This is a genomic window from Pseudomonas congelans (assembly GCF_900103225.1).
Taxonomy (GTDB): domain Bacteria; phylum Pseudomonadota; class Gammaproteobacteria; order Pseudomonadales; family Pseudomonadaceae; genus Aquipseudomonas; species Aquipseudomonas congelans.
Genome location: NZ_FNJH01000010.1, coordinates 45303 through 68170, shown reverse-complemented (window position 1 = coordinate 68170; position 22868 = coordinate 45303). Strand labels below are relative to the sequence as shown.

Genomic DNA, 22868 nt, shown 5'->3' with positions numbered 1-22868 from the left:
CATGGCTGCAAGTATCACCATCGCCGGCGAGAAACTGATCGCCCAGAAACAAGCGGCCAATCTGCCGCTGACCGTGGCCCGCTTCGTGCTGGCCAACGTGCCGGGCCTCAATGTGAGCGGCCCGGTCAATCGCGCAGGCGTGAAGCCGCCAGCGGCCCAGATCGTCTACACCGCGAGCATCACCCAGCAGGGCTACGTGAACCCCAACCAGGTGGTGTACAGCCTGCTGATGGGCACCGATATCGGCGACTTCGACTGGAACTGGATCGGCATGGAGACCAGCGACGACGTGCTGCTGTCGGTCGCCTACGTGCCGGTGCAACAGAAGCGCAAAAACATCCTGCCCGACCAGATCGGCAACAACGTCACGCGCAACTTCCTGTTGGTGTTCGACGGTGCCCAGCAACTGACTGGCATCAAGATCGACGCCAGTACCTGGCAGTTCGATTACACGGCGCGCATGAAAGGCATTGATGAGCGCGAGCGCATCAGTAACCGCGACATGTTTGGGCGCGCCTGCTTTTTCGGCTCTGGCCTGCAGCTGCAGAAGGTGGGCAATGCCTACCAGCTCAATCCCGGCGTGGCGTATGTCGAAGGTATTCGTCTGCAGCTCGATGCCGTGCTGCCGGTGACCGTGCCGTCAGTGCCGACCAAGGCTTGGCTGAATGTGGTGCTGCAGCGCGAACTGAGCGACGTTGTGGCCTCATTCAAGGTTGTGTTCGGTCAGGAAGCGAAGGTCGACTACACCGACAGCGCCTCGGCCAGGCACTACCTGGTGCCGCTGGCTGACATCACCGGTACCAGCAGTCTGGTCGACCTGCGCTCGATCGAGGCGATCGACAGCGAGCTGGTGAAGTACTTTGCTGCTCGGGTTGGAGACTATCCAGATCTGCGCGCCCGTGCCACGACCAAGGAAGACGTGGACCTGGGCAACCTGCCCAACGCGATCAGCGACGATCCAAACAGCAACAGCAGTGCCGTGCTGGCCACCACCAGAATGGTCAACGCCGTACGCACGGTAATCAACCAGGCGATCGCGTCGATCGTTGATGGCTCGACCAGCGTCGGCAGGGCCGTGCGCCTGGTTACCCCGCGAGCCTTCCGATTCAACGGTGCAGCCAGCGGCATCGGAACCTATGACGGCGCGAGTGATACCAATATCACCCTGACGCTGGCCGATAGCGGTGTAGCGGCAGGCACGTACACAAAAGTAGCCGTCAACCTGAAGGGTCTGGTCACTAGCGGCAGTAACCCGACAACGCTCGCTGGCTACGGCATCACCGATGCGTACAGCAAGGATGACGCGAACAGCAGTTTCGTGAAGCAAGGCGGTGGGCCTGACCAGAAGACCAACCGGATCAACATCGGCTGGACCGGCGCGATGCTCAAAGTGAGCGTTGACGGCACCGACATGGGCAGGATCTGGACTGAAACGTCATTTAACCCCAATGACAAGGCCAACAAGGCTACTACGCTGGCCGGCTACGGTATCGCCGATGCCTACACCACCACTCAGGTCAACGACCTGGTGGGCAGACGGGTACTGGCTGACTCCATCGTTCACGCCGGTTTTGCCAGCAACAACACCGACTATCCGTACTTCCGTCGCATCTCTGATGACAAGGTTTACTACCTGCAGCCGCAGATCGGTTACACGCCATTGCAGCAGGGTGGTGGTGCCGGCCAGAAGACGAACAAGCTTTATATCGGTTGGTCAGACGTCGGTCTGAAATTGACGGTCGACGCCACAGATATGGGCCGAATCTGGACTGAGCAGTCGTTCAACCCCAACGATAAAGCCAACAAGGCTAATTCCATCGCCGGCTACGGCATCACTGACTGTTACACCGCTGCTCAGGTCAACGCGCTGGTAGCCGCAAGGGTCGCCGCCGACTCAATTACCACAGCGGGTTTTGCCAGTGACAACCCGGATTATCCGTATTTTCGACGTGCCTCGAACGGGGCCGTTCACTACCTGCAAAAACGCCTCGACTACACGCCCGTACAGCAGGGCGGCGGCGCAAATCAGGCAGGCAATCAGTTGCGCCTGGGGTGGGCAGCTAACGGAACAGGTGTTCGGGCGCAAGTGGATAACACTGACCTCGGCCTCTTGTGGGGCGAGCAAAACTTTTACCGGCCCGACAACAACAACTTCCTGGCGGTTTCTATCACTGCCACTGAAGTGAGACTGCCCGCCGGCGGCACCTGGTGCTATTCGCTGATGCATTACTACTCGGGCGGCGCCGGCGTGATCGGTCGAAGTGGCCAGGCAGCTGGCGGCACCGTTATTTCATTCAGCGGCGGAAGCACCATTTACGGTTTCGCCTGGAGGTACGCAGCATGACAGACGTGACACTTAAAACCCCTGAAGAGGTCATGCCGCCGATTTTCGCGGCTCCCGAAGAGCCAGTTGCTTTGGGCGTGTCCTTCTCCGAGGTGGCCACTAAAAACGATGGCTCTTTCGTGATAACCGTTGCTGGCAACCGTTGTCATGTTACCCAGGACTACAACCCGCCGCTTTACCAGGCTGTTGTCGACTATCTGGACGCCGGTGGCCACTCTACCGAGTACGCCGAGGACATCGTTGTCCAGGCCGACCCGGCGTTGCTGGCCAAGCTCTGGGTGGAGCTGCGTTTGAAAGTCTCGGACAACCTGGTATCGCAGTACCGCGATGCTCGCGATCTGGGCGGTGAACTGCCGATCACACCCGAGCAATTCACCCAGCTGCTGACCTGGCGTCAGGCAGTGCGTGAATGGCCGCAGGTGCCTGGCTACCCGAAGGAGACCACACAGCCGGTTACCCCGGACTGGATTGAAGCGGTCGTGCTCAATGGCAAATGAATGGGCACCGATCAAACTGCAATGGCCGGTGCAGGCCACTCAGTGGATGGATCAGATGGCGGGCGCTCGTGACCTGATCCAGAGCGAAATGGAAATCACCGGCCAGCGTGTCTCGATGCTGGCCGATATCGCCACTACAAGTCCCGGTCTAATCGCAGGGGCCGCGAAGTCGGCCATCAGCGCCGGACGCGATGCGTTGGTCGCACAGTTTGAAAACGTCCCGTCGTGCATTGTCGTGACGCCGTTTCAGTACGGTGTAGGGCAGGGCAGCGGTGGTCACCAGCGCTTTCTGTCTGCGCCGAACCTACTGCAGCTGCTGGCCGACAAGCTGACTGACACCACCGACGCTGTGCGGCCGCAAGGTCAGCAAAGCGCCCTGGTACTGATATTCCTCGCGACGCGCCTGGATCAGCTCGCGGCGACGCTGGGGCGGTTCAACGTGGTATTGCCCATGCCCGACCTGGTGCGCGCCGAGCGCCGTGCCGAACACCTGGCCAAGCTTGAGGTGGAAAAGTGGGTCATGCCGATCGCCGGGCAAATGCCGCTCTGGAGCCAGTTGCCGCTGCAGCGGTGCCCGATCACCAAGCTGGCCAGCCAGTCCATGGCCGGCCAGCTGGCTGTACTTGAGGGCTATGCTGCTGACAGCTCGCCCATGGCGGACCTTGCAGATCTGCAGGCGCGAAAGAAGGCGCAGGCCCAGGAGCGCGATCAGCAGTTGGCCGACCTGAAAGCCCAGTTCACCAACAGTGCCGACGACGTATCGATACAGTCCCGGATGCTGGGACCGGGTGACCTGGGCCAACTGCGCCGCGAACTGCTCGAGGGCGAAGCACCGGGCCATGAATGGCCGCTATGTGCCGGCGCGCTGCTGGTGGGATCTGCAGAGAGCCTGAGCTTTGTCCAGGAACTGGTGGGCCTATGACGCTGCTACTCAACGGCGAACAGATCATCGGCCACCGGATGAAGCTAACGGCCAACCTCAAGATCGAGGCCGACGAGTTGGGCGGTCAGACATCGGGCACCGATAAGTCACACAAGGGTTTCAAGCCCAAGACGCTGACAGTAGCCCTGACGATCCCCTACAAGTCGCTCGATAACCTGAGCACCATCATGCGCCTGGCCGAGGCGACTGCAGGTGGTGGCCAGCTCCAGACCTACCGCATCGTCAATGACACGGCCAAGGCCTTCGGCATCCGGCAGGTGACATTCTCCGATGGGGTCAGCGCCCGTGAGGACGACACACTGGCTCAGTGGATCGTCCAGTTCACCCTGAGCGAGAAGCTATCCAACCCGGAGAAGGTCGAGAACCGGCGCGCCGGCAACGGCGTTACGTCGCAGTCAGCACCAGGTGACGGTGTTGCAGGCAGCGGATCGGCCACGCCTGAAGAGCTGACAGGCTTTGAAGCGGTGCTCAAGAAGGTGGACACCTACCTGGGCGGCACGCCATGAGCATGAAGCTGCACAAGGTGGTGACGATCGGCGGCGTGACCATGCCGCTGATCAATGACGATGTTCGTCTGGACCTCAAGAGTCCGGGACGCGCCACGTTCACGATCAAGGCAGGTGCCACCGTCAAAGGTTTGGTCACCTTCGATATCGGCTACAACGAAGCGGTCCTGCAGCGTCATTTCATTGGCTATGTCGAGCGTTGCACTGCCACCAACGGCATCGAGCAGGTGGTGCTGTGTCGCGAGTTAGCTGCGGTGCTGGCCAACCCGTTGCCCATGAACCTGCGCCATGTAGATCTGCGCGCGGTACTGGCCGATATCGGCAGCAAGACCGGCCTGCGTTTCCGGGTTCCGGATCAGGCCTACACACGCGTCAAGACGCCGTTTTTCTACAACCTGGCCGCTGGATACCAAGCGCTGGACAGCATGGCGCGAGTGTTCGGCATCAAGGACTTTATCTGGCAGCAACAGGGTGACGGCGAGATCTACGTCGGTGCCTGGGCTGACAGTTTCTTCGGCGCTCGGTCGCCGTTGCAGTTGCCGGTTAACCTTTTCGACGGTTATCAGGGCAGCCAGAGCGCGATGATCGCGGCCTTACCAGGCCTGCGACCAGGCGTATCAATCAACCAGGGCGAGCGGATCACGAACGTGACGCTGGCCGGCACACAGATGGCTATCAAATGGACGACGCAATCAAGCGCAGCGTAGAGCGACAATTCCCCGAACTCACTGGCGGCTATCACCTGCCGCGCTTCGCCAAGGTGGTGGCCGTGGCGGATGCGCCGGCCAGCGCTGGACTGTGTGACGACTTCCGCCCGCGCTTCTCGGTCGACCTGCAGGTGATGGGGCCGGACGGCGAGATTGATACAGCGCTGCCGGTACTGGCCGGTGTGCCGCTGCCAATGCCGGTAGGCGGTGATGAAATGGGTTTCTTTGCTTTTCCGGAGGAGGGCACCAGCGTGGTGGTGTGCTTCGCTTATGGCCTGCCGCACAAGCCCTATATTCAAACTATCTTGCCCCACGGCCTGACATTGCCGAAGGTCCCAAAGGGCGACCAGGTGTGGCAGCACAGTGACGCAGTGCAGCAGCGCGTCGACGCGGATGGCAACTGGCTGCGCAAGACCGACGGCAAGATCCAGGACCAGGCGATCGAGCGGGAAGTCGACGCCATGACGAACACCGAAAGCTTCCAGAGCCACACCAGGACAGTGGACGACCATTCGACTGAATCAGTGGGTGGCGTGAAGAAGATCGAGGCCCTGGGAGCGCTCAAGCTGCTGTCCGGCGGATCCGCGAGCCTGGCGGCAGTGGATGACATGCATCAGGCTACTGGTCGGGATCTGAACCTGGTTGTCGGGCAGAAGCACAACGCCACAGTGGGTGGCGACATGCATGAACGGATTCAGGGTTTACGCGAGAGCATCACTAGCAAGGGCCAGCGTCTGCAGGCTCCAAAAAACTGGGTTGGGTCAGGCAACATAAACATTTTTCAGGTCCTTTGCGACACGTTAGACCTGCTTGAACAGATGAGTGGCCAGATAGCAGCGCATGTTCATCCAAGGGCCGGCGACCCCCCAGTAAATGCCGAGGTATTCAGCTCCATCGGAGTGAGATCAGGCAAGTTGCTTAAAGATCTCAAGTCTGTGACTACTTAACAGTATTCACCCTTGATGCCCATTTCTTACCGTTCTGGATGATCTTTTCAACCAGACTTCCGACAGTAGTTGATGGACAGCCGTGTATGCACTGTTCGGACGCTCGCGCATCCAATAGCGCTTTAGCTCTATCAAGCGCTATTGGGAAACTGTCTTTTATCTGTCCGAAGTCAACTATTGCTTCACTGTCATGATCATAATTTGGCATTTCTTTTTTCAAACGCTTTTGTAGTGGATGTCTGCCATCCTGTCCACCATAAGCAGTTAGATGCAGCAACGGCCATAGTTCAAAGCAGGGATTTGAAAAGCCTACGTCGATCTTGCTCTCGAGAGCTATAGCTAAAGCTCGATCAATTTCAGGGTGCTCATCTTTATCAAATACTGCCCACACTCTAAAACAATGGTCGAAACTGTTTTTGGCTTTTTTCCCACTTCGAGCAGCTATAAGTTCCTCTTTAAGTTCTTTTGCCGTTTGAACTATAGTCATAGGGACGCCCGCCCCGCGCAATGGCTTTACCTTGACTAGCCCGTTTCCATAATAATCAGCGCAGTCTTCAAAATATTTTGGCTCTGTATTTTTTCCCTCGCATACAATATATATCTCTACTTTTGGATCAACTACGTCAGTTTTTCTCTTGAGCGATGGCGCGGGCGGTATATTTCGAGCCATGTTTACTTGTCTCCTTCTTTTGAAAGAGAGTCTAGGTTTTTGTAATTGTATTTGTTAAGGCCAAACATTGGTATAGCTCCGAATCGCCCCTCAATGTATCCTTTTTCAAAGTTGTCATTTTGACGAATTTTTATTGAGCTTAGAGGGTAAAGACAAGTACTTCCAGTCCCATCTTTCTCCACAAACCATATCTGATCTCTTCTGAGCAGTCCGGAGGTAAGGATATTGGTGTCGTGCGTGGTGAAAATTAGCTGTGCACGGCCAGGGTTGGTCTCGGGGCTTGAAAAAAGCTTTATAAGTTCGTGAGAGACTAGCGGGTGTAGTGCAATATTTAGTTCATCAACTATTAGTGTTCCACCATTTTCAAGCTTGGTGAACACTGGGCCGAGTATTTGTAATAATGCTTTGGTTCCAGAGCTTTCATATTCTAAAGCAATGGGGTAGTACTTCGCGTATTCGCCATAGTGTAAAATTTTTGCTTCGTTTGTTTCGTACGATTCAGGAAACGAAAAGTCCGAAAAATGTTTGGTAAAAATATTCTCAAACTCTTGTATTAAGAGCTGGGTTTTCTTTCCAGGAGCTTTCTTAGAGAACTCTACGTCCGCTATCCCTATATCTGCAGCCTGCATAAAATTCATTGCGCGTTTTCGCTGCGCTTTATCTGCTCCAAAATAAGCAAACATTTGTTCGCTAATGGAGGCGTTGTCTGAAACTGTCTCGAGGCGTTGAGAGAAGCCTATAGAGAAATAATCATATATTTTTGAAAGCTGTGAGTGCGCGTTTTGCGCCGCGGATGATAAGAATAAACTGTTGTTTCTTGTTAGTTTTGATATCCGTTTGTTGTCGCCCTTCAAACTTTTTCCAAAGTAGAATGAGCTTTCATCTGCCGCGTCACGATGGAAGAGAATGCTTCTAACTTGTCTTTGGCTACCAGCAGGAAATGAGAACAGCCATTCGCTGTGTACTATTTTACCATCGAGGGTAAAACCGTAGTGATACCTAATTCCATCGATAACGAAATCGGCATCGTATCGGGATACGCTGTTTCGGGAATTTTCATCCAAAAGGAAGGGTTGATAAGGAGTGCCTTGACGCGATGAACTTCCGTTTTGTGACTCTTTGATCGCTGTGACAAAAAACTCTAATGCACGCAAAATCGTCGATTTGCCAGCTGCGTTTGCGCCGTATATAGCTACGACTGGAACAGTGCTGAAAGCTTTGCTCTGATCAGCCGTGTCAGAGGACTGCAGCAGGCCTTCCAAGGATCCTTTCAACGGCGTAGCGACCAAGGAAAGTTCTTGATATTCGCGCACTGACAGATGGTTGGAGGTACCGAATCTAAGGAGCATTTTTACCTCAAGAAGCATTTTCTGAATTTTTTTGACAAAAAGTCGTCTTGGAAGACTACATCCGACCTCCGGAAGCCGCAAGGCTTCTTAGCGGAAGCTCATGGCTTGAAATCTAAAGCATCGGTATCGGCGAAAATATCTTCCTCAGAAAAGCACTTATCCCCCTCCCGCCGACGGGCTCCGCGTCCGTTTTTTGTGCAAATCCAGATGCGATGAAAGCACTACCCCAGCCCAGGCCAGCCGTGGGGTTGCGCAGGGGAGCGGCAATTGCACAACGTGCAAGCTTATGCAGAAAAATGTCAGCGCCTTACACAGTGAGCGACGGAGCGGTACAGATGGTGGCAAACCTCGGGGGCCCGGCCCGCTTGGGTGAAAAGTTGGAAAACCGAGGAGGAGGGTGGTTTTCCAAATCGATACCAGTCCTGAAGCGGCGCACCAGGGCATCGATAGCCAGATCAGGTCAAACCTCTACAACGCACGCAGGACGGGGGCTATAGCCGCACTCAGGATGCTATGACGTTGCACACAGTTACACGTGCTGGTGACGACCTGAAGACCTTAATCCGCTGCAGTCGGAGTTTTGAAAAAAGCCGTTTTAAATGAGATCGAATCTCAGGTATGGGAGGGTGTTTTCAAAAAGAGCGATATTAGCTATATGACCCTCGAACCTAGGCTGGAGGCCACGGTTTTACTGGCCTGCGCGTATTACATCGAAAGGTAATATGAAGCGATATGAAAGGTAATATTTTCCTGAAACCCCCGGATTCATTGGGTTTTAGGAAATGAAAATATAGCTTTAGTAAAAGGTAATATTATGGCCTTTGTATCGCTTCAATATTACCTTTGCCAGAAAGCGCTGAAAGCCACGGCCTGCAAGGGCTGCAGCCATTTTTCCCGAGCCGTATTACTAATATTACCTTTTTTCTGACCCCCCTCAGATTTTGAGCGGGGCACCCTGCACCGAGCGGTTGGCCAGGGTCTCGCGCTACTGCTTATGAGCGTCTGTAGCTGCGGTTGGAGTTCGACGTGGAGCGCGTAAGACAGGCCCGATCGGTGGCCTTGTTACGTGGCTTATTACGTCTGGGGGAAAAAACAAGGGCCTGCATCGCTGCAAGCCCTTGATTTATATGGTGCCGGCACCAGGAGTCGAACCCGGGACCTACTGATTACAAGTCAGTTGCTCTACCAACTGAGCTATACCGGCGTAATGGGCTGCGAGTATATAGAGTCTGATGCGCTTGTAAAGCCTAGCTGTCTGATTCAGTTGAAAAAAATCGACCATTGGCGCTTCGGGTCGGAGGCGGGCGGGTGGTAGTGCAGGACGTGTCCTTCGGTTTCGACGGATTGGTCTGTGTGATAGGGCGGATGGCGTTGAATTCGGGCGTTGATTTTGCCTCTGGCGCGCACAGCTTATGCATGAGGGGACGCTGGATTTTTAACCAGGTCTTGCACGCAGAGGGTTGCAGCCGTGGTGGCGATTTGGGGTGTGAACAGGCACCCATCCGACCCCACCATTTTTGGGCAGTTGCGGTGCATGAGGGCTTTGCATAGGCTTGTTCTCAACGGCCCAGGCTACTGAGTCAGCAGCACGGGTCGTTAGCTTTTCAGCCATGCAGATAAAGGACTATCTGATGAGTAATGCGATGGATCGTAACCGGGTTTGGGGTGTTGTATGCCGCAGGCTGGTCATTCGCTGAAGAGTTGTTGAAGGATATTTGCAGGTGCGCCTGGTCTTTTGGCTTTGCGCAGGGTGGGGCTGAGGATGGCTGTCTGAATCGCATGAATGTGCGTCTGGATGCTGACGAAGGCTTCATCGATGTTTCAAGAAATGCCCGGATCCTCTGGATTCGGGCATTTTCTTGTGTGCTGGTTGCTGTTGCGTCGGATTTGCACTGGAGCTACCGGTTTTTTGGCCGATACAGCTGTATCGAAAATGGCAGTCGGCCATGGACAGCAAGTGCAATGCAGAGAACGCCTACGCATTACGAGCTGCTGAGTGTTGCTCGCGATGCCTCTCCTGAGCAGATCAAGAAGGCTTATCGCAAGCTGGCGCAGAAGCTGCACCCGGACAGGAATCCAGATCCTTACGCCTCGGACATGATGGGCGTCGTCAACGCGTCTCACGATGTGCTGGCTGACCCTTCGCGGCGTGCGGCTTATGACGCGCAGCTCGCAGCCAATGAGCACAAGGCGCGTATCGATGCTGCGCGCCGCAAGCAGGCGCATGCAACGCGCGGGCAGGCGGTTCATGTGTATGCCGCCACTTCTGCCGCCGCAACTGCAGCGCCGTCTCAGGCGGCTCGTTCGGGACCGGCTCCCAAGTCCTCTTCCTATGCTTCTGCATCCCCCTCCCGTGACAGGCGTCGTCGCAGTGCGTGGCGTTGGGCGCTGTTGTTTGTGGTGTTCTGCGCGGGTGGGGCGTGGATGGGTTACGACCCGGGTGCAGGCAAGTCGTTTGTGCCGTCCGAGCCTGCGCCAGTTGCGCAGACGTGGGTCAAGCCCGCTCCTGCAACGCCTGCCGCGCCGGTCGAGGAGCCTGCAGCGAGCCCGGCGAAGCCGGTGGATGCGGCGGCGTCCGAGTGTGGCGTGGCGGCGCTTGATCCGATGGGCGCGCCGTGGCCGGACAAGGCGGGTTATGTGAAGGACATGCCGGTGCTCAAGGACAACGGCTGGTCGCAGATCACTGTGGATAACTCGGCGGGCGAGTCGGCGGTGTATGCCAAGGTCACGGATGCGGTGGGGCGCAGGGCGTTTCGGCATGCGTTTGTGCCGGCCGGGGCGGTGTTTACGTTCGCCAAGATGGACCCGGGGCTGTACCTGCTCAAGTACAAGATGATGAGCACGGGCTGTGCCTTTGCGTCGGGTCGGATTTTGCTGGAGGAGACGCCGATGGGCAGTCAGATCAAGTCCAGTGCCTACAAGCTGACGTTGCGCAAGCTGCAGAACCGCAGTGTGCCGTTTGCGCGGTTGAAGGATGATCAGTTTTAGTAGTGAGTCATTACAGGAATGCGGCGCTGCGTATTCAGTCTTCGCGAACAAGTTCGCTCCTACGGCCTTCGGCCAGAATCAAAGCGTCGTACTGTGAACTCACCTTTTGCAACGCTTTCAGGCCGGTTTTTGCAGGGCTCGTCTCTTTCTTTTGAAGGACATTTCCGAGAGAATCCCCGACCGCTTGCGCCCCCCTGTCCGGGCTTCTAATCTCCGCCCCGTCGCTGCCCATCAGCGATCGGGTTTAGTAGCCCGCAGTGAGTTAAGGCGTAACACAGCCGCGTTTCATCAGGCTTCGTCCTGATGCTATGGCGACTGTGCGCTTGGCACCTTCGGGTGCGCCGGTTCTTAGCTCACCGGTCTACTAACTCGCGTACAGTCGCCACCTTTCGTTTAGTAGCGAAAAGCAGCGACTTCATAGAAGGAGCTAAGCATGGTCAAAGTAACCCCCGATCCGCCCAACAAGCAATCCAGCAGTGCACCGGTCTTCGACAAGGCTGTGGTCAAGCGCGCCATGGAGTGTTACCTGCCAATCTCCCGAGCGGCCAAGGAACCCCACGACAGCAAGTCCGATTTCATCAGCCTGGAAGCCACCCTGGTGCACGCGCTGGATTTCCTGCGTTGCGCATCGGCCACCGCCCACGAACTCGGCGATGAACTGACCGGTTCGCAACGCGACCTGGCGTTCGCGTCCATGCACATGCTGGAAATGGCCAAGGTCATGGTCGAGCGCTCGCTGGAGTGTGTCGAAGAGGTCTGAAATCTTGCGCCGGACAGGTCGTGCGCAGGCGTCTGCATGTGCACGATCGAGCCGCGCAAAACGCTTGCGCCAGAGCCTTTACCAAATCTTTATGCACAATTGGCTGATAAACATTTGCGCAGCTGGGTAATTATGTGCAGTCGGGTGCATTGAGCCGCAAGGTATTGTTTTTGCGGGTTACGGGAAGGATTGCGGAAAAAAATAAGGGGCTTCAGTAACTGGCGCGCCAAGCTTTAACGCACTCATCCACATTTTCATCAACAGACTTATCCACAGGTTGCTCAACCGATTTAGGTCACGATTTTCGAGCCAGAATCAGCAGGTTGCGCGGTGTAATTCGGCTGTCACAGAAGGTGCCAACGCTCACGCTGTAACCCTGCTCGCGCACATACATCGCCCTGTCCAACACCAGCCACACCTCCAGCGGACGTCGAAACAGATCGCGGACCAGTTCCAGATTGCGCACTTCGGCCAGTCTTTTCCAGCCAGCGGCTTCCAGAGCAGCCCAGTCCTGCTGGCCCGGTGCAGGCAGATGCTTGAGTTTTGCCAGATGGCTGCAGTAGTCCGCGTAGGACGCATCCAGCCAGGACGTCGGCAGCGAAGGTGTGGGCAAGTAGTCATCGATGCCGCGCAGGCGGCGCTGCAGCAGGTCGAAGCCCAGGCGGCGGGCCATCGAGATGTCGCGTTGACGACGCACGCGCGCGCCGGCCGTCACGGTTTCACTGAGCGGCAGGCCGAGTTCGTCCCGCGACAATTTCAAGCCGGACGCCTTGCCGTCGCTGGACAGCGCCTGATAAAGCTCGTGCCGGGTGCGGTTATAGCAGCATGGCGCAATCGCCATGTGCCGGCAGCCGGTCTGGCTGGCCAGCTCCATCAACTGAATGTGCAGGTCGCCGCAGGCATGCAGCGCCACAGGCGTATGTTCGGGTTGCAGGCAGCGCCACGTGTCGTCGGCCATGACATCCTGCTGCACATGCCTGGCGTCGATGTCTTGCCGCGTGCTCAGGGCCAGGCCTGCTTCGATCAGCGCCGGGTCGTGCTCCAGGCAGGTCAGACGCTGACCAGGCCCGGTCAGGCGTCGCCCCAGGTGGCCTTTGCCGGCGCACCAGTCCAGCCAGTGAGTCGCGCTGTCACGCATGTCCAGATGGCTGGCGAAGGCTTCGATCTGCTGCCACTTGCGCCCCGGCACATCGACGCTCATGCGCGCCTCGACCGGCTGCAGCGCATGCACGGGTAGTTCGGCGACGTGGCTCAGCGCGACGGCTTCGGCGGCCAGTTGTTTGAACGGGAAGGGCGCGTCGAGGTGTTCCGGGTGGTTGTGCGCGGCCTCGGCCTGTTCCAGCGTGCGTTGTCGCAGCCAGTGCGCGAGGTCCGGGTATTTGTCTTCCCATGGCAGGGCCAGGTGCGTGAACGGCTTGGGCCGCCACAAGGCCTGATGCGCGAACAGGAAGCTGTCCAGCGCACCAAAGTGGCTGCCGAGGTGTTCATCCTGCAAGCGAGGTTCAGAGGGCATGGTCGCGGCCTCGTGTGGCAAGGTGCTGGCTGGATCGACGCCAGCACCTTTCATATCAGCGCCCCTGGCTGGCGTCTACACGCAATAGTTTTTCCAGCAGCCGGAAGCCCTGCACCAGCACGAAGGTCATGACCAGATAGAACATGCCGGCGGCGAAGAAGATTTCCACCGGCAGGTAGGTGCGGGCGATGATCGTGCGTGCCATGCCGGTCAGCTCCAGCAGGGTGACGGTGCTGGCCAGCGCGCTGGCCTTGAGCATCAGGATCACTTCGTTGCTGTAGGCCGGCAGGCCGATGCGTGCCGCGCGTGGCAGGACGATGTAGAACAGCGCCTTCCATTTCGACATGCCCAGCGCCCGTGCCGCTTCGACCTCACCCGGCGGCACGGCCTGCATGGCGCCCCGCAGGATCTCGGCGATGTAGGCGGCGGTATGCAGGGTCATGGTCACCACGGCACACCAGAACGGGTCGCGCAGGTATGGCCACAACGCACTCTGGCGCACCGACTCGAACTGCGCCAGCCCGTAATAGACCAGAAACAGTTGCACCAGCAGCGGCGTGCCGCGGAAGAAAAAGATGTAGGCGTAGGGCAGGGCGCGCACCGGCCAGTGCCGCGATGCGCGGGCGATGCCCATCGGGATGGCGAGGATCAGCCCGGCGGTGACGGCAATCGCCACCAGTTCCAGGGTCAGGGTCGCGCCCTGTGCCAGGCGTGGCAGCCACTTGATGATGACTTCCCAGTTCATGACGCGCTCCTCAGAAAGCCGCGACTGGCGCGTTTTTCAAGGAAGTACATGCCGGCCATGGCCAGCACGGTCAGGCCCAGGTACATGAAGGCGGCGGCCATGTAGAAGGTGAACGCTTGCTTGGTGAAGCCCACGGCGATCTGCGCGTGGCGCATGATTTCTTCCAGGCCGATCACCGAAACCAGTGCGGTGTCCTTCATCAGAATCATGAACAGGTTGCCCAGGCCGGGCAGGGCGATGCGCCACATCTGCGGCAGGACCAGTTTGAAGAGGATGCGCGAGCGTGACATGCCCAGCGCCAGCCCGGCTTCACGATGGCCTTTGGGAATGGCCAGAATCGCGCCGCGAAACACTTCGGTCGCGTAGGCGCCGAAGCAAATGCCCAGGGCAATGACCCCGGCAGCAAAGGCGCTCAGGGCCAGGTCGGGGATGTCGAACAGTTTGCCCAGGGCGCGCATGCCGTTGACGGTGCCGAAGTAAATCAGCAGCACCCAAAGCAGTTCGGGAATGCCGCGCACCAGCGTCGAGTAGGTACTGCCCAGCCATTGCAGCGGCTTGTAGGGCGAGGTCTTGGCCAAGGCGCCGAGCAGTCCGAGCACCAACCCCAGGCACAGGGCCGAGAGTGCAAGCTGGACCGTCATCAGCGCACCAGCCGCAAGGGCCGGGCCGAATCCGTGGAGATCAATGTTCATGGGCAGGCTTTGTCAGGGCCGGTCGCCGCGCTTCGACAGGAAGCACGGCGACGCGGTCAGGTGAATCAGAGGATGCTGAAAGGGAAATACTTGTCGTTGATCTTCTTGTAGGTGCCGTCAGCGATGATTTCTTTCAGGGCAGCGTTCAAGCGATCGCGCAGTTGCGTGTCGTCTTTGCGCACTGCGATGCCGATCTTGTCGTCTTCCACGACAGGCTCGCCCTTGAACTCGAAGTTCTGACCCGCTTCGCTTTTCAGCCACTCGAAGCTGACGTATTTGTCGGCCAGCATGGCGTCGACGCGACCGGAGGACAGGTCAAGGAAGGCGTTTTCCTGAGTGTCATAGAGTTTGGCGTCCATGATCCCCAGCTTGTCTTCCAGCCAGGTGGCGGCGAGTGTCGAGCGCTGTGCACCCACTGACTTGCCGGCAAGGCTCTCTTTGGCTTTTTCAACGCTCGATACATCGATCGACGAGGTTTTCGGCGCGATGAATTGCAGCTTGTTCGAGTAATACGGGTTGGTGAAATCGACCACCTGCTTGCGCTCTTCGGTGATCGACAGCGACGAGATCAGGAAGTCGAACTTGTTGGCCATCAACGCCGGGATGATGCCGTCCCAGTCGGATGTCACCGCTTCGCACTCGACCTTCATCTTGGCGCACAGGGCCTGGCCGATTTCATAGTCGAAGCCCACCACCTGGCCACTCGCGTCCTTGTTGTTGAACGGCGGGTAGGCACCTTCGATGCCCATTTTCATTGTTTCAGCAAAGGCACTGCCGCTGAAGGCAAGGGTGGCCGCTGCGATCAGCAAGATCTTTCTGTACGACTGCATGGGTGTTGCTCCGTTAGCGGTGACTCGACATGAATTGTTTGCACCTTGCCGACAGCGGGTTTTCGAATACTTGCTGCGGTGTGCCCTGTTCTTCGACCATTCCCTGATGCAAAAACACCACTTCACTTGATACCTGACGTGCAAAATTCATTTCGTGGGTCACCAGCAGCATGGTCCGGCCTTCTTCAGCCAGGGCGCGGATGACACCGAGTACTTCCTGAACCATCTCCGGGTCGAGGGCCGAGGTCGGCTCGTCGAACAGGATGACCTTTGGTTGCATGGCCAGCGTACGCGCAATGGCGGCGCGTTGCTGCTGTCCGCCGGAAAGTTGTGCGGGGTAGGCATGGCGCTTGTCGGCGATACCTACCTTGGCCAGCAACTCTTCAGCCACCGCAATGGCCTCTGCCTTGCTCTGACCGAGGACGCGACGCGGGGCTTCGATGATGTTATCGAGCACGCTCATGTGCGGCCACAGGTTGAAATTCTGGAACACGAAGCCGATCTGGCTGCGCAGGCGGTTGATCTGCCGGTTATCGGCGGCAATCAGATCGCCGTTGCGCGCGGCCTTGAGCTTCAGTTCTTCGCCAGCCACCAGAATCTGGCCCTGATGCGGGTTTTCCAGCAGGTTGATGCAGCGCAGCAACGTGGACTTGCCGGAACCGGAAGAGCCAAGGATCGATATGACGTCGCCGTCGCGAGCCGTCAGCGAGATACCTTTGAGCACCTCAAGCTGATCATAGCGCTTGTGCAGGTTGCGGATTTCCAGGGCGGGCGTGGCCTCGGCCATGTGGGGTCCTCGTTGAAGTGTGCGCGCTGGCTGCCAGCGAACGCCAAGCTAGCACAGCGTCTAAAGGACAACCATCGACGTCGAACACTGAATGTGACGGCGTTCGCCGGGTTGTCTCATCCTGGTAGCGGACGGTCGCAAGAAGGCAAGCACGATGCCCTGTAAAACAGGGGCGTGCGCGAAAAAGGCGCGATGTTGCCAGCTTTGGCCGGGTGTTGGAAGTAGCATTTGCTGAGCGGCGGTCTGATTTCTGCACCATGTTTGCGCTTGGAGGAAGGTTTGGGGCATTTTTGGTGCGTGCATGTAGACGAATCTGAGGCATTTGGTAACAAATCCTACAGACTGCGGATAAAAGCCGTCGTCTTGCATGCTTAACAGGTCAAGCCACAGACCTCGTATTCTCTAAGCGACGTCGTTTTCGAAATATTTTGGCGCAATTCTTGCGTCAAATATAAAGAACGGCACCGTAGGTTTCTTTTTACGTAACGCTTCGGTGTGCCTCGCTCGTCTTGCACAGGTGGTTTTATGAGCAGTACCGCTAACTCTTCCGAGCTCGAACAAGGGCTGAAACCTCGACACATTACGATGCTGTCGATTGCTGGCGTGATTGGCGCCGGGTTGTTCGTCGGCTCCGGCCACGCGATTGCCGAAGCCGGGCCTGCCGTGCTGCTGGCGTATGCCGCTGCGGGTACGCTGGTGGTGCTGGTGATGCGCATGCTGGCCGAAATGGCCGTTGCCTCGCCTGACACCGGTTCGTTTTCAACCTATGCCGACCGCGCTATCGGTCACTGGGCCGGTTTCACCATCGGCTGGCTGTACTGGTGGTTCTGGGTGCTGGTGATTCCGCTGGAGGCCAACGCTGCTGCAACCATCCTGCACGCCTGGTTCCCGAACATCGCGATCTGGATGTTCACGCTGGTCATCACCTTGCTGCTGACCGCGACCAACCTGTTCAGTGTGAAGAACTACGGTGAGTTCGAGTTCTGGTTCGCGCTGATCAAGGTCGTGGCGATCATCGCGTTCGTGGTGCTGGGTGTCGCGGCAATCTTCGGTCTGCTGCCCACCAGCAACGTCAGCGGTGTCAGTCATCTGTTCGACACCGGCGGCTTCCTGCCAAACGGTATGGGCGCAGTGCTGGCAGCAATGCTGACCACCATGTTCTCGTTCATGGGCACTGAGATCGTGACCATCGCAGCGGCCGAGTCCAAGAACCCTGGCAAGCAGATCACCAAGGCCACCAATTCGGTGATCTGGCGGATTTTCCTGTTCTATCTGGTTTCGATCTTCATCGTCGTGTCGCTGGTGCCGTGGAACGACCCACGCCTGGCCGAGGTGGGTTCGTATCAGACCGTGCTCGATGCAATGGGCATTCCGAACGCCAAGCTGATCGTCGATCTGGTGGTCCTGGTCGCAGTGACCAGTTGCCTGAACTCGGCCCTGTACACCGCTTCGCGCATGCTGTTCTCGTTGGGCAAGCGCGGTGATGCACCGGCGCTGTCCAAGCGCACCAGCAAGGGCGGTACGCCTCACTGGGCGGTGATCATGTCGACTGCGGCGGCCTTCCTGACCGTGTTCGCCAACTACATCGCGCCTGCGGCCGTGTTTGATTTCCTACTCGCCAGCTCTGGTGCCATCGCACTGCTGGTGTACCTGGTGATCGCGGTGTCGCAGCTGCGTATGCGCCAGAAGCGCATTGCTGCGGGCGAGGCCATCGACTTCAAAATGTGGCTGTTCCCATGGCTGACCTGGGCAGTGATCGCGTTCATCGTCGCGGTGCTGACCATCATGCTGGTGCAGGAAGAGCATCGCATCGAAATCATCGCCACCGGCGTGCTCAGCCTGCTGGTGATCGGCGCTGGTCTGATCGTATCGCGTCGCCGCAAGGCCGGTCGCGTGGGCGCTGCTGCGCTGGGTTGATCGCCCACCTGAACGGATAACGATCGTGCCGATGCCAGTCATTGGCACGATCTTCCATCAGCGCGCGGCTCTGGTGTCTCTCTTCATCAGCAGGTCGGACGCCAGGGTGTAATCCTTCTGGAAGGCAGGGCTCTCGATCCACTCGATTGCGCTGTCTTCGTCCTCATCGTGGTACATGGCGCGGTACACGATAAGCAGGCCCATCATGAAGTCCGTGGCCGGGTCTTCGTCCTCTTCGGAAATCACCAGTGCCAGCACCGGGTACTGCAGGAAGACGACGCACAGCGCGAGCTGGCTGATGGCCTCTGCTTGCTTCATGGCAGTGAAAAGGTCGTCGTAGTCAGCCGGGTCAAAACCGTTTTCGACAATGTCGCTGAAGTCGAAGGTATTGAGGTCGAGTTCGACGTCATCGAACGGCTGGTTGACCAGTGCCGAGGCAAATACCGGATGAACCAGGCTGGTTGCAGCCTTGCCCGAGCGGTTCTGCTTGGCCTTGATCTTTGCGCGCTTGGCACGTTTTTGCTGCTTGTCTGGCGAGGCCATGAGCGGTCCTTTGGCTGGCGTGGGGTGCAATGGCCGCTATTGAAGCGCAGACGGGCTCGATAACCAAGGTTTGTGCAGTAATCAGCAGTCGATAAAAAACCCGCAACGCGCGGGTTTTTGATTTGCTGGGTGTTACCTGAGCGTCACCGTTTACCGGGTTTTGCAAACGCTTCGGCTTCATCCATGCGGTTGGCGAACATGCTGACTGCTTCGACCGCATCGCTTGCGCCATCGCGGATCTGCACGATGACCTGCCCGGCCTGGTCGGCCAGCGTCACGCCGCGAATGGCACCTTCCTGAGTGGCGTCCATGCTCGCCACAGCTTCGCTTGTTTCGGCGAGGATCTTGCCGATCATTTCGGCAATCTCGGTGGTCGAGCCGCTGGTACGCCCCGCCAGTTGCCTGACTTCATCGGCCACCACGGCAAACCCACGGCCCTGATCGCCCGCCCGTGCCGCTTCGATGGCTGCGTTGAGCGCCAGCAGGTTGGTCTGATCGGCAATGCCGCGAATGGTGTTGACGATGGCGGTGATCTGCTCGGAGCGGTCGCCCAACTGACTCACCAGCTTCGCCGACGCACCGATGTTTTCGGAAATCTGACGCATTTCCCGCGCGGTGTCCTGAATGACCAGGGTTCCCTGCTCGGCCACTTTCTCGGTTTCTGCCGAGATATGGTAAGCGCGCGACGCACCGTGCGCGTCTGCTTCCTGTTTTTCGACGCGCTGGGTAATGTCGCTGGCGAACTTGACGATTTTGTAGAGTTTGCCGTCGACATCAAAAACCGGGTTATAGGTTGCTTCCAGCCACACAACCCGGCCATGTTTGCCGATACGTTTGAACTGGTCGCCGATGAACTCGCCGTGGTTCAGCTTGCGCCAGAACTCGGTGTATTCCGGACTGTTGACCAGTGTGGGTTCGCAGAACGATCGGTGATGTTTACCCTTGATCTCGTTCAGCGCATAACCCATGACGTTCAGAAAGTTGTTGTTGGCCGTAATCACATTGCCGTTGGGTTCGAATTCGCAGATAGCCATCGCCCGGTCTACGGCGGCGAGCTTGCTGTTGGTTTCGTTCTCCAGCATCACGCGTGCGGTGACGTCCAGGGCGTACTTGACCACCTTGACTACCTGGCCCTGCGCAATTACCGGGTTGTAGCTGGCTTCGAGCCAGACGCTGTGGCCATTCTTGCCGACGCGCTTGAAGGTGCCAGAGATAAATTTCCCGGCCTTCAGAGATGCCCAGAGGTCAGCATATTCGCGGCTGCGGAGCATGTCCGGTTCGCAAAAGTCGCGATGCGTCTTGTTTGCCAGCTCTTCGGCCCGATAGCCCATCGCGGCGAGGAAGTTATCGTTGGCTCGAATAATCTTGCCGTCGAGACCCAACTCGACCACTGCCATCGATTTTTCCAGCGCGCTTGTCAGTCCTTTGAGTCCATCTACCTCGGCCTTCATGGCCGTCAGTTCAGTTTTGTTCTTGTTTCCGAACATAACGTGCCCCTTGGTGTGATTACGGACTTACTGTGATGAGGCTATCGACACCAGAACCTGTGGCGTTAATGCATGAGTGCAATAATCCTATAAATAAATCAAGTGATTTTTTGGCGTCAGATATTGGGCGATTTTTTACCGAGAACGGCCCGCCGGGAATGGAGATCGAATCTGCTCAAAGGGGGCCTTGCCCGCCAAATTCCGGGCAAAGAAAAGCCCGCGATGGGGGAGCGGGCTTAAGGATTCACACTTGGGAGCAGCTCTACAATGACGCGGCCGCTGTGAAAACTTTGTGAAGAGTTTTCACTGTTTTACTTTTTTTCAGGCTGAATGGTATTGGTCACTTCGGAGGTCGGCACGAAGGTCTTCGACTCTTCGGCAGCTGCTTCCTTGGAAGCCGCTTTATCCTTGGCCGCTTCGGTGTTCTCTTTGGCCGCTTCGTTCACTTTGTCCTGAGCAGACTCCATCTTCTCCTGGGATTTCTCCTGATGCGCCTGAGCGTCCTGTGCTTTCTGTTCGGATTTGCTGTCGCAGGCAGCCAGACCCAGAGTGGCAGCGATGATGAGGGCGGAGGCAGTTAACTTGAGCACGGAATTTTCCTTGTGGAAGCAAATGTATGGCTTCGAGGGCGGGCAGGGAAAATTAGTTCAATGGGATGGAGGTGGCAGGGCTCTGGATGGCTGGTCTTGAGGTGCTCGAAGCTCTGGACCTCCGCGCTGCTTAACGCATGTGTGAGCATGTCCCTTCCAGGAGAAGGCCTCTCGCAGTCGATAACCGATTCTGGAGTTCAATTATGGGGACCGTACGGATGACCGATCAAAAGGGCGCCTTGATAAACGCGCAGACCGACGTAGACGCTTACACCAGCGACAGCGAACCTATTCGCGACTTGATTCGTCGCAGCCAAGCCCGTAGCGCCGACATCGAAGCTATCCAGCTTGCGCTGATCGAAGGCGAGTCCAGCCGGGAGCCTCGTCCATTCAACGTCGATGAGTTCAAGCAGAGAATGTTGAAAGCGAATGGCTGAGTACTGTTTCGCCAGACAACAAAAAGCCCGCATGAGGCGGGCTTCTTATGTGCTTTCAGGTGTGCTTGGCATCACCTGAAAACGGAAGGTGGTGCCCAGAGACGGAATCGAACCGCCGACACGGGGATTTTCAATCCCCTGCTCTACCGACTGAGCTATCTGGGCAACGGGGCGCATTAGACGTGTTTTTCAGGAGGTCGTCAAGCGTGTTTTTTAAAAAATTTGAATTATTACCGACGCTTACGACCTTCACTGCGTGAAACGCTTTATTTTTCGGGGGGAACGTAGCCTTCGGCCTGGGCGTATTCTTCGCCCGAGAGAAACTTGTCCATCTCGGTCTGGAGGAATTTGCGGTCTTCGGCGTTCATCATGTTCAGGCGACGCTCGTTGATCAGCAGGGTCTGGTGTTTCTGCCAGTCGGCCCAGGCTTTCTGCGAGACGTGGTTGAAGATGTCCTCGCCCTTGGCACCCGGATACGGGGCGCGTTCCAGGCCGGGCAGTTCTTCTTTGTATTTGCGGCACATTACGGTGCGGGTCATGACGACTCTCCTGCGTTCAATACGTCGGCTGCGCGTTTGAGCAGCTTTTTCACCGGGGCAGCAAGGCCCAGGCGTGGCGGGGTGGCGAGGTTATACCAGAGCCAGTCGGCCTCGGCCACGTGATCGGCGGACTCCCGCACCTTGACCAGCCAGGGTTCGATGCTCAACTGGAAGTGGCTGAAGGTGTGGATAAGTTCCGGCAGTTCATGGTGCTCGCCCAGTTGCAGCGCGTGCTGGGTGGCCAGGTGCTGAAGGTCATCGAAGTCATCCAGTTCCGGCAGGCTCCACAGGCCGCCCCACAAGCCGCTGGAAGGGCGGCGATAAAGCAGGATCGCGCCGTCTTCGTTGGCGAGCATCGGCATGAGCGTGCGTTTCTGCGGCACGGTCTTGCGCGGCTTGGGGATCGGGTAGCGCGTTTCCAGGCCCAGCATGTACGCCTCACAACTGCGCTCCAGCGGGCAGAGCAGGCAGCTGGGCTTGCTGCGAGTGCAGAGTGTGGCCCCGAGGTCCATCATCGCCTGGGTGTAGTTGTTGACCCGGCTATGCGGCGTGAAGCGTTCAGCGGTGGCCCACAGCTGCTTGGCCACCTTCGGTTCGCCAGGGTAGCCCTCTTGCGCGGTGAAGCGCGCCAGCACGCGTTTGACGTTGCCATCGAGGATCGGCGCACGAAGGCCCATGCTCAGGCTGGCAATCGCACCTGCGGTGGACAGGCCGATGCCGGGCAGCAGGATGAGTTTTTCGACATCGCGGGGAAATTGGCCGCCATGATCGGCGACGACGATTTTTGCCGTCTTCTGCAGGTTGCGGGCACGGGTGTAGTAACCCAGCCCCGTCCACAGGTGCAGCACTTCGTCCTCGGGCGCTTCAGCCAGCGCCTGCACGGTCGGCAGCGCCTCCATGAAGCGGTCGAAGTAGCTCAGAACGGTGCTGACCTGGGTCTGCTGCAGCATGATTTCCGACACCCAGACCCGGTACGGCGTGATGTCTTGTTGCCAGGGCAGGTCATGTCGGCCATGACGGTCGTACCAGTCCAGCACGGCGCTGGAGAATTGTTCGGGTTGCATGGCCTGAAGGGCT

At 57.7% G+C, this 22868-nt stretch carries 21 protein-coding genes, 2 tRNA genes and 2 pseudogenes; 10 read left to right on the top strand and 15 right to left on the bottom strand.

Annotated elements, in window-relative coordinates:
* Window position 1: 1 nt before the first annotated feature.
* From BLR20_RS23830 to BLR20_RS27565, 6 genes are read left to right on the top strand one after another with little or no spacing between them, the layout of a single operon-like run.
* Window positions 2-2344, top strand: a complete 2343-nt coding sequence (locus BLR20_RS23830; protein WP_054993759.1) for a phage tail protein — start codon at window positions 2-4, stop codon at window positions 2342-2344.
* Window positions 2341-2841, top strand: coding sequence for a hypothetical protein (locus BLR20_RS27895; protein ID WP_054993760.1), 501 nt, complete (start codon window positions 2341-2343; stop codon window positions 2839-2841). The genes BLR20_RS23830 and BLR20_RS27895 overlap by 4 nt, the downstream gene beginning before the upstream one ends.
* Window positions 2831-3763 carry a hypothetical protein gene (locus BLR20_RS23820; RefSeq protein WP_054993761.1) on the top strand — a complete coding sequence of 311 codons (933 nt, stop codon included), beginning with the start codon at window positions 2831-2833 and terminating at the stop codon, window positions 3761-3763. The genes BLR20_RS27895 and BLR20_RS23820 overlap by 11 nt, the downstream gene beginning before the upstream one ends.
* The gene (locus BLR20_RS23815) at window positions 3760-4290 is read left to right on the top strand and encodes a baseplate complex protein (protein ID WP_054993762.1); all 531 of its coding nucleotides are present in this window, start codon (window positions 3760-3762) and stop codon (window positions 4288-4290) included. Before BLR20_RS23820 ends, BLR20_RS23815 begins: the two co-directional genes overlap by 4 nt.
* Window positions 4287-4997: a hypothetical protein gene (locus tag BLR20_RS23810; protein ID WP_054993763.1), complete on the top strand. Its 711-nt coding sequence runs from the start codon at window positions 4287-4289 to the stop codon at window positions 4995-4997. The genes BLR20_RS23815 and BLR20_RS23810 overlap by 4 nt, the downstream gene beginning before the upstream one ends.
* Complete coding sequence (locus BLR20_RS27565) at window positions 4970-5944, top strand: hypothetical protein (protein WP_054993764.1); 975 nt, start codon at window positions 4970-4972, stop codon at window positions 5942-5944. The genes BLR20_RS23810 and BLR20_RS27565 overlap by 28 nt, the downstream gene beginning before the upstream one ends.
* On the opposite strand, the gene BLR20_RS23800 is transcribed toward BLR20_RS27565, so the two are convergent.
* The 3 genes from BLR20_RS23800 to BLR20_RS23785 all read right to left on the bottom strand — a co-directional run bounded on the left by BLR20_RS23800 (window position 5937) and on the right by BLR20_RS23785 (window position 9167).
* A complete protein-coding gene (locus BLR20_RS23800) occupies window positions 5937-6614 on the bottom strand; it encodes an RloB family protein (RefSeq protein ID WP_054993765.1) in 678 nt (225 codons plus the stop codon). The genes BLR20_RS27565 and BLR20_RS23800 overlap by 8 nt on opposite strands.
* A 2-nt stretch (window positions 6615-6616) precedes the next feature.
* Window positions 6617-7981: an AAA family ATPase gene (locus BLR20_RS23795; protein WP_082429615.1), complete on the bottom strand. Its 1365-nt coding sequence runs from the start codon at window positions 7979-7981 to the stop codon at window positions 6617-6619.
* A gap of 1110 nt (window positions 7982-9091) precedes the next feature.
* Window positions 9092-9167: transfer RNA gene (locus tag BLR20_RS23785), tRNA-Thr, on the bottom strand.
* Between the two features lie 758 nt (window positions 9168-9925).
* On the opposite strand from BLR20_RS23785, the gene BLR20_RS23775 reads away from it, so the two are divergent.
* Window positions 9926-10951 (top strand): J domain-containing protein, encoded by a 1026-nt coding sequence (locus tag BLR20_RS23775; protein WP_054993767.1) that lies wholly within the window; start codon window positions 9926-9928, stop codon window positions 10949-10951.
* A gap of 433 nt (window positions 10952-11384) precedes the next feature.
* Complete coding sequence (locus BLR20_RS23765) at window positions 11385-11711, top strand: DUF6124 family protein (protein ID WP_010433096.1); 327 nt, start codon at window positions 11385-11387, stop codon at window positions 11709-11711.
* A gap of 295 nt (window positions 11712-12006) precedes the next feature.
* On the opposite strand, the gene BLR20_RS23760 is transcribed toward BLR20_RS23765, so the two are convergent.
* The 5 genes from BLR20_RS23760 to BLR20_RS23740 all read right to left on the bottom strand — a co-directional run bounded on the left by BLR20_RS23760 (window position 12007) and on the right by BLR20_RS23740 (window position 16278).
* Window positions 12007-13278 (bottom strand): methyltransferase, encoded by a 1272-nt coding sequence (locus BLR20_RS23760; protein WP_054993769.1) that lies wholly within the window; start codon window positions 13276-13278, stop codon window positions 12007-12009.
* Window position 13279: 1 nt separating this feature from the next.
* Window positions 13280-13969, bottom strand: a complete 690-nt coding sequence (locus BLR20_RS23755) for an ABC transporter permease (RefSeq protein ID WP_010433100.1) — start codon at window positions 13967-13969, stop codon at window positions 13280-13282.
* Window positions 13966-14661 carry an ABC transporter permease gene (locus tag BLR20_RS23750; RefSeq protein ID WP_054993770.1) on the bottom strand — a complete coding sequence of 232 codons (696 nt, stop codon included), beginning with the start codon at window positions 14659-14661 and terminating at the stop codon, window positions 13966-13968. Before BLR20_RS23750 ends, BLR20_RS23755 begins: the two co-directional genes overlap by 4 nt.
* Window positions 14662-14726: 65 nt before the next feature.
* Window positions 14727-15491, bottom strand: coding sequence for an ABC transporter substrate-binding protein (locus BLR20_RS23745; protein ID WP_054993771.1), 765 nt, complete (start codon window positions 15489-15491; stop codon window positions 14727-14729).
* Window positions 15492-15504: 13 nt separating this feature from the next.
* Window positions 15505-16278: an ABC transporter ATP-binding protein gene (locus tag BLR20_RS23740; protein WP_003318317.1), complete on the bottom strand. Its 774-nt coding sequence runs from the start codon at window positions 16276-16278 to the stop codon at window positions 15505-15507.
* A gap of 525 nt (window positions 16279-16803) precedes the next feature.
* Here BLR20_RS23740 and gabP point away from each other — a divergent pair.
* Window positions 16804-18195, top strand: a complete 1392-nt coding sequence (gene gabP, locus BLR20_RS23730; protein WP_025990996.1) for a GABA permease — start codon at window positions 16804-16806, stop codon at window positions 18193-18195.
* Between the two features lie 57 nt (window positions 18196-18252).
* Here gabP and BLR20_RS23725 read toward each other — a convergent pair whose 3' ends face one another.
* The 4 genes and pseudogenes from BLR20_RS23725 to BLR20_RS23715 form a co-directional block, all read right to left on the bottom strand.
* Window positions 18253-18738, bottom strand: a complete 486-nt coding sequence (locus BLR20_RS23725) for a hypothetical protein (protein WP_003342242.1) — start codon at window positions 18736-18738, stop codon at window positions 18253-18255.
* Between the two features lie 143 nt (window positions 18739-18881).
* A pseudogene (locus tag BLR20_RS28560) lies at window positions 18882-19349 on the bottom strand (methyl-accepting chemotaxis protein); the annotation flags it as partial.
* A 102-nt stretch (window positions 19350-19451) separates the two neighbouring features.
* Window positions 19452-20189 (bottom strand): annotated as a pseudogene (locus tag BLR20_RS28555) (PAS domain-containing protein); the annotation flags it as partial.
* Between the two features lie 347 nt (window positions 20190-20536).
* Window positions 20537-20815 (bottom strand): hypothetical protein, encoded by a 279-nt coding sequence (locus BLR20_RS23715; RefSeq protein ID WP_010433117.1) that lies wholly within the window; start codon window positions 20813-20815, stop codon window positions 20537-20539.
* Window positions 20816-21018: 203 nt separating this feature from the next.
* On the opposite strand from BLR20_RS23715, the gene BLR20_RS23710 reads away from it, so the two are divergent.
* A complete protein-coding gene (locus tag BLR20_RS23710) occupies window positions 21019-21252 on the top strand; it encodes a ribbon-helix-helix domain-containing protein (RefSeq protein ID WP_010433119.1) in 234 nt (77 codons plus the stop codon).
* A gap of 89 nt (window positions 21253-21341) precedes the next feature.
* Here BLR20_RS23710 and BLR20_RS23705 read toward each other — a convergent pair.
* From BLR20_RS23705 to mutY, 3 genes are all read right to left on the bottom strand, one after another.
* Window positions 21342-21417, bottom strand: a tRNA-Phe gene (locus tag BLR20_RS23705).
* Between the two features lie 101 nt (window positions 21418-21518).
* Window positions 21519-21791: an oxidative damage protection protein gene (locus tag BLR20_RS23700; RefSeq protein WP_002555777.1), complete on the bottom strand. Its 273-nt coding sequence runs from the start codon at window positions 21789-21791 to the stop codon at window positions 21519-21521.
* The gene (mutY, locus tag BLR20_RS23695; protein ID WP_054993772.1) at window positions 21788-22855 is read right to left on the bottom strand and encodes an A/G-specific adenine glycosylase; all 1068 of its coding nucleotides are present in this window, start codon (window positions 22853-22855) and stop codon (window positions 21788-21790) included. The genes BLR20_RS23700 and mutY overlap by 4 nt, the downstream gene beginning before the upstream one ends.
* Window positions 22856-22868 lie beyond the last annotated feature (13 nt).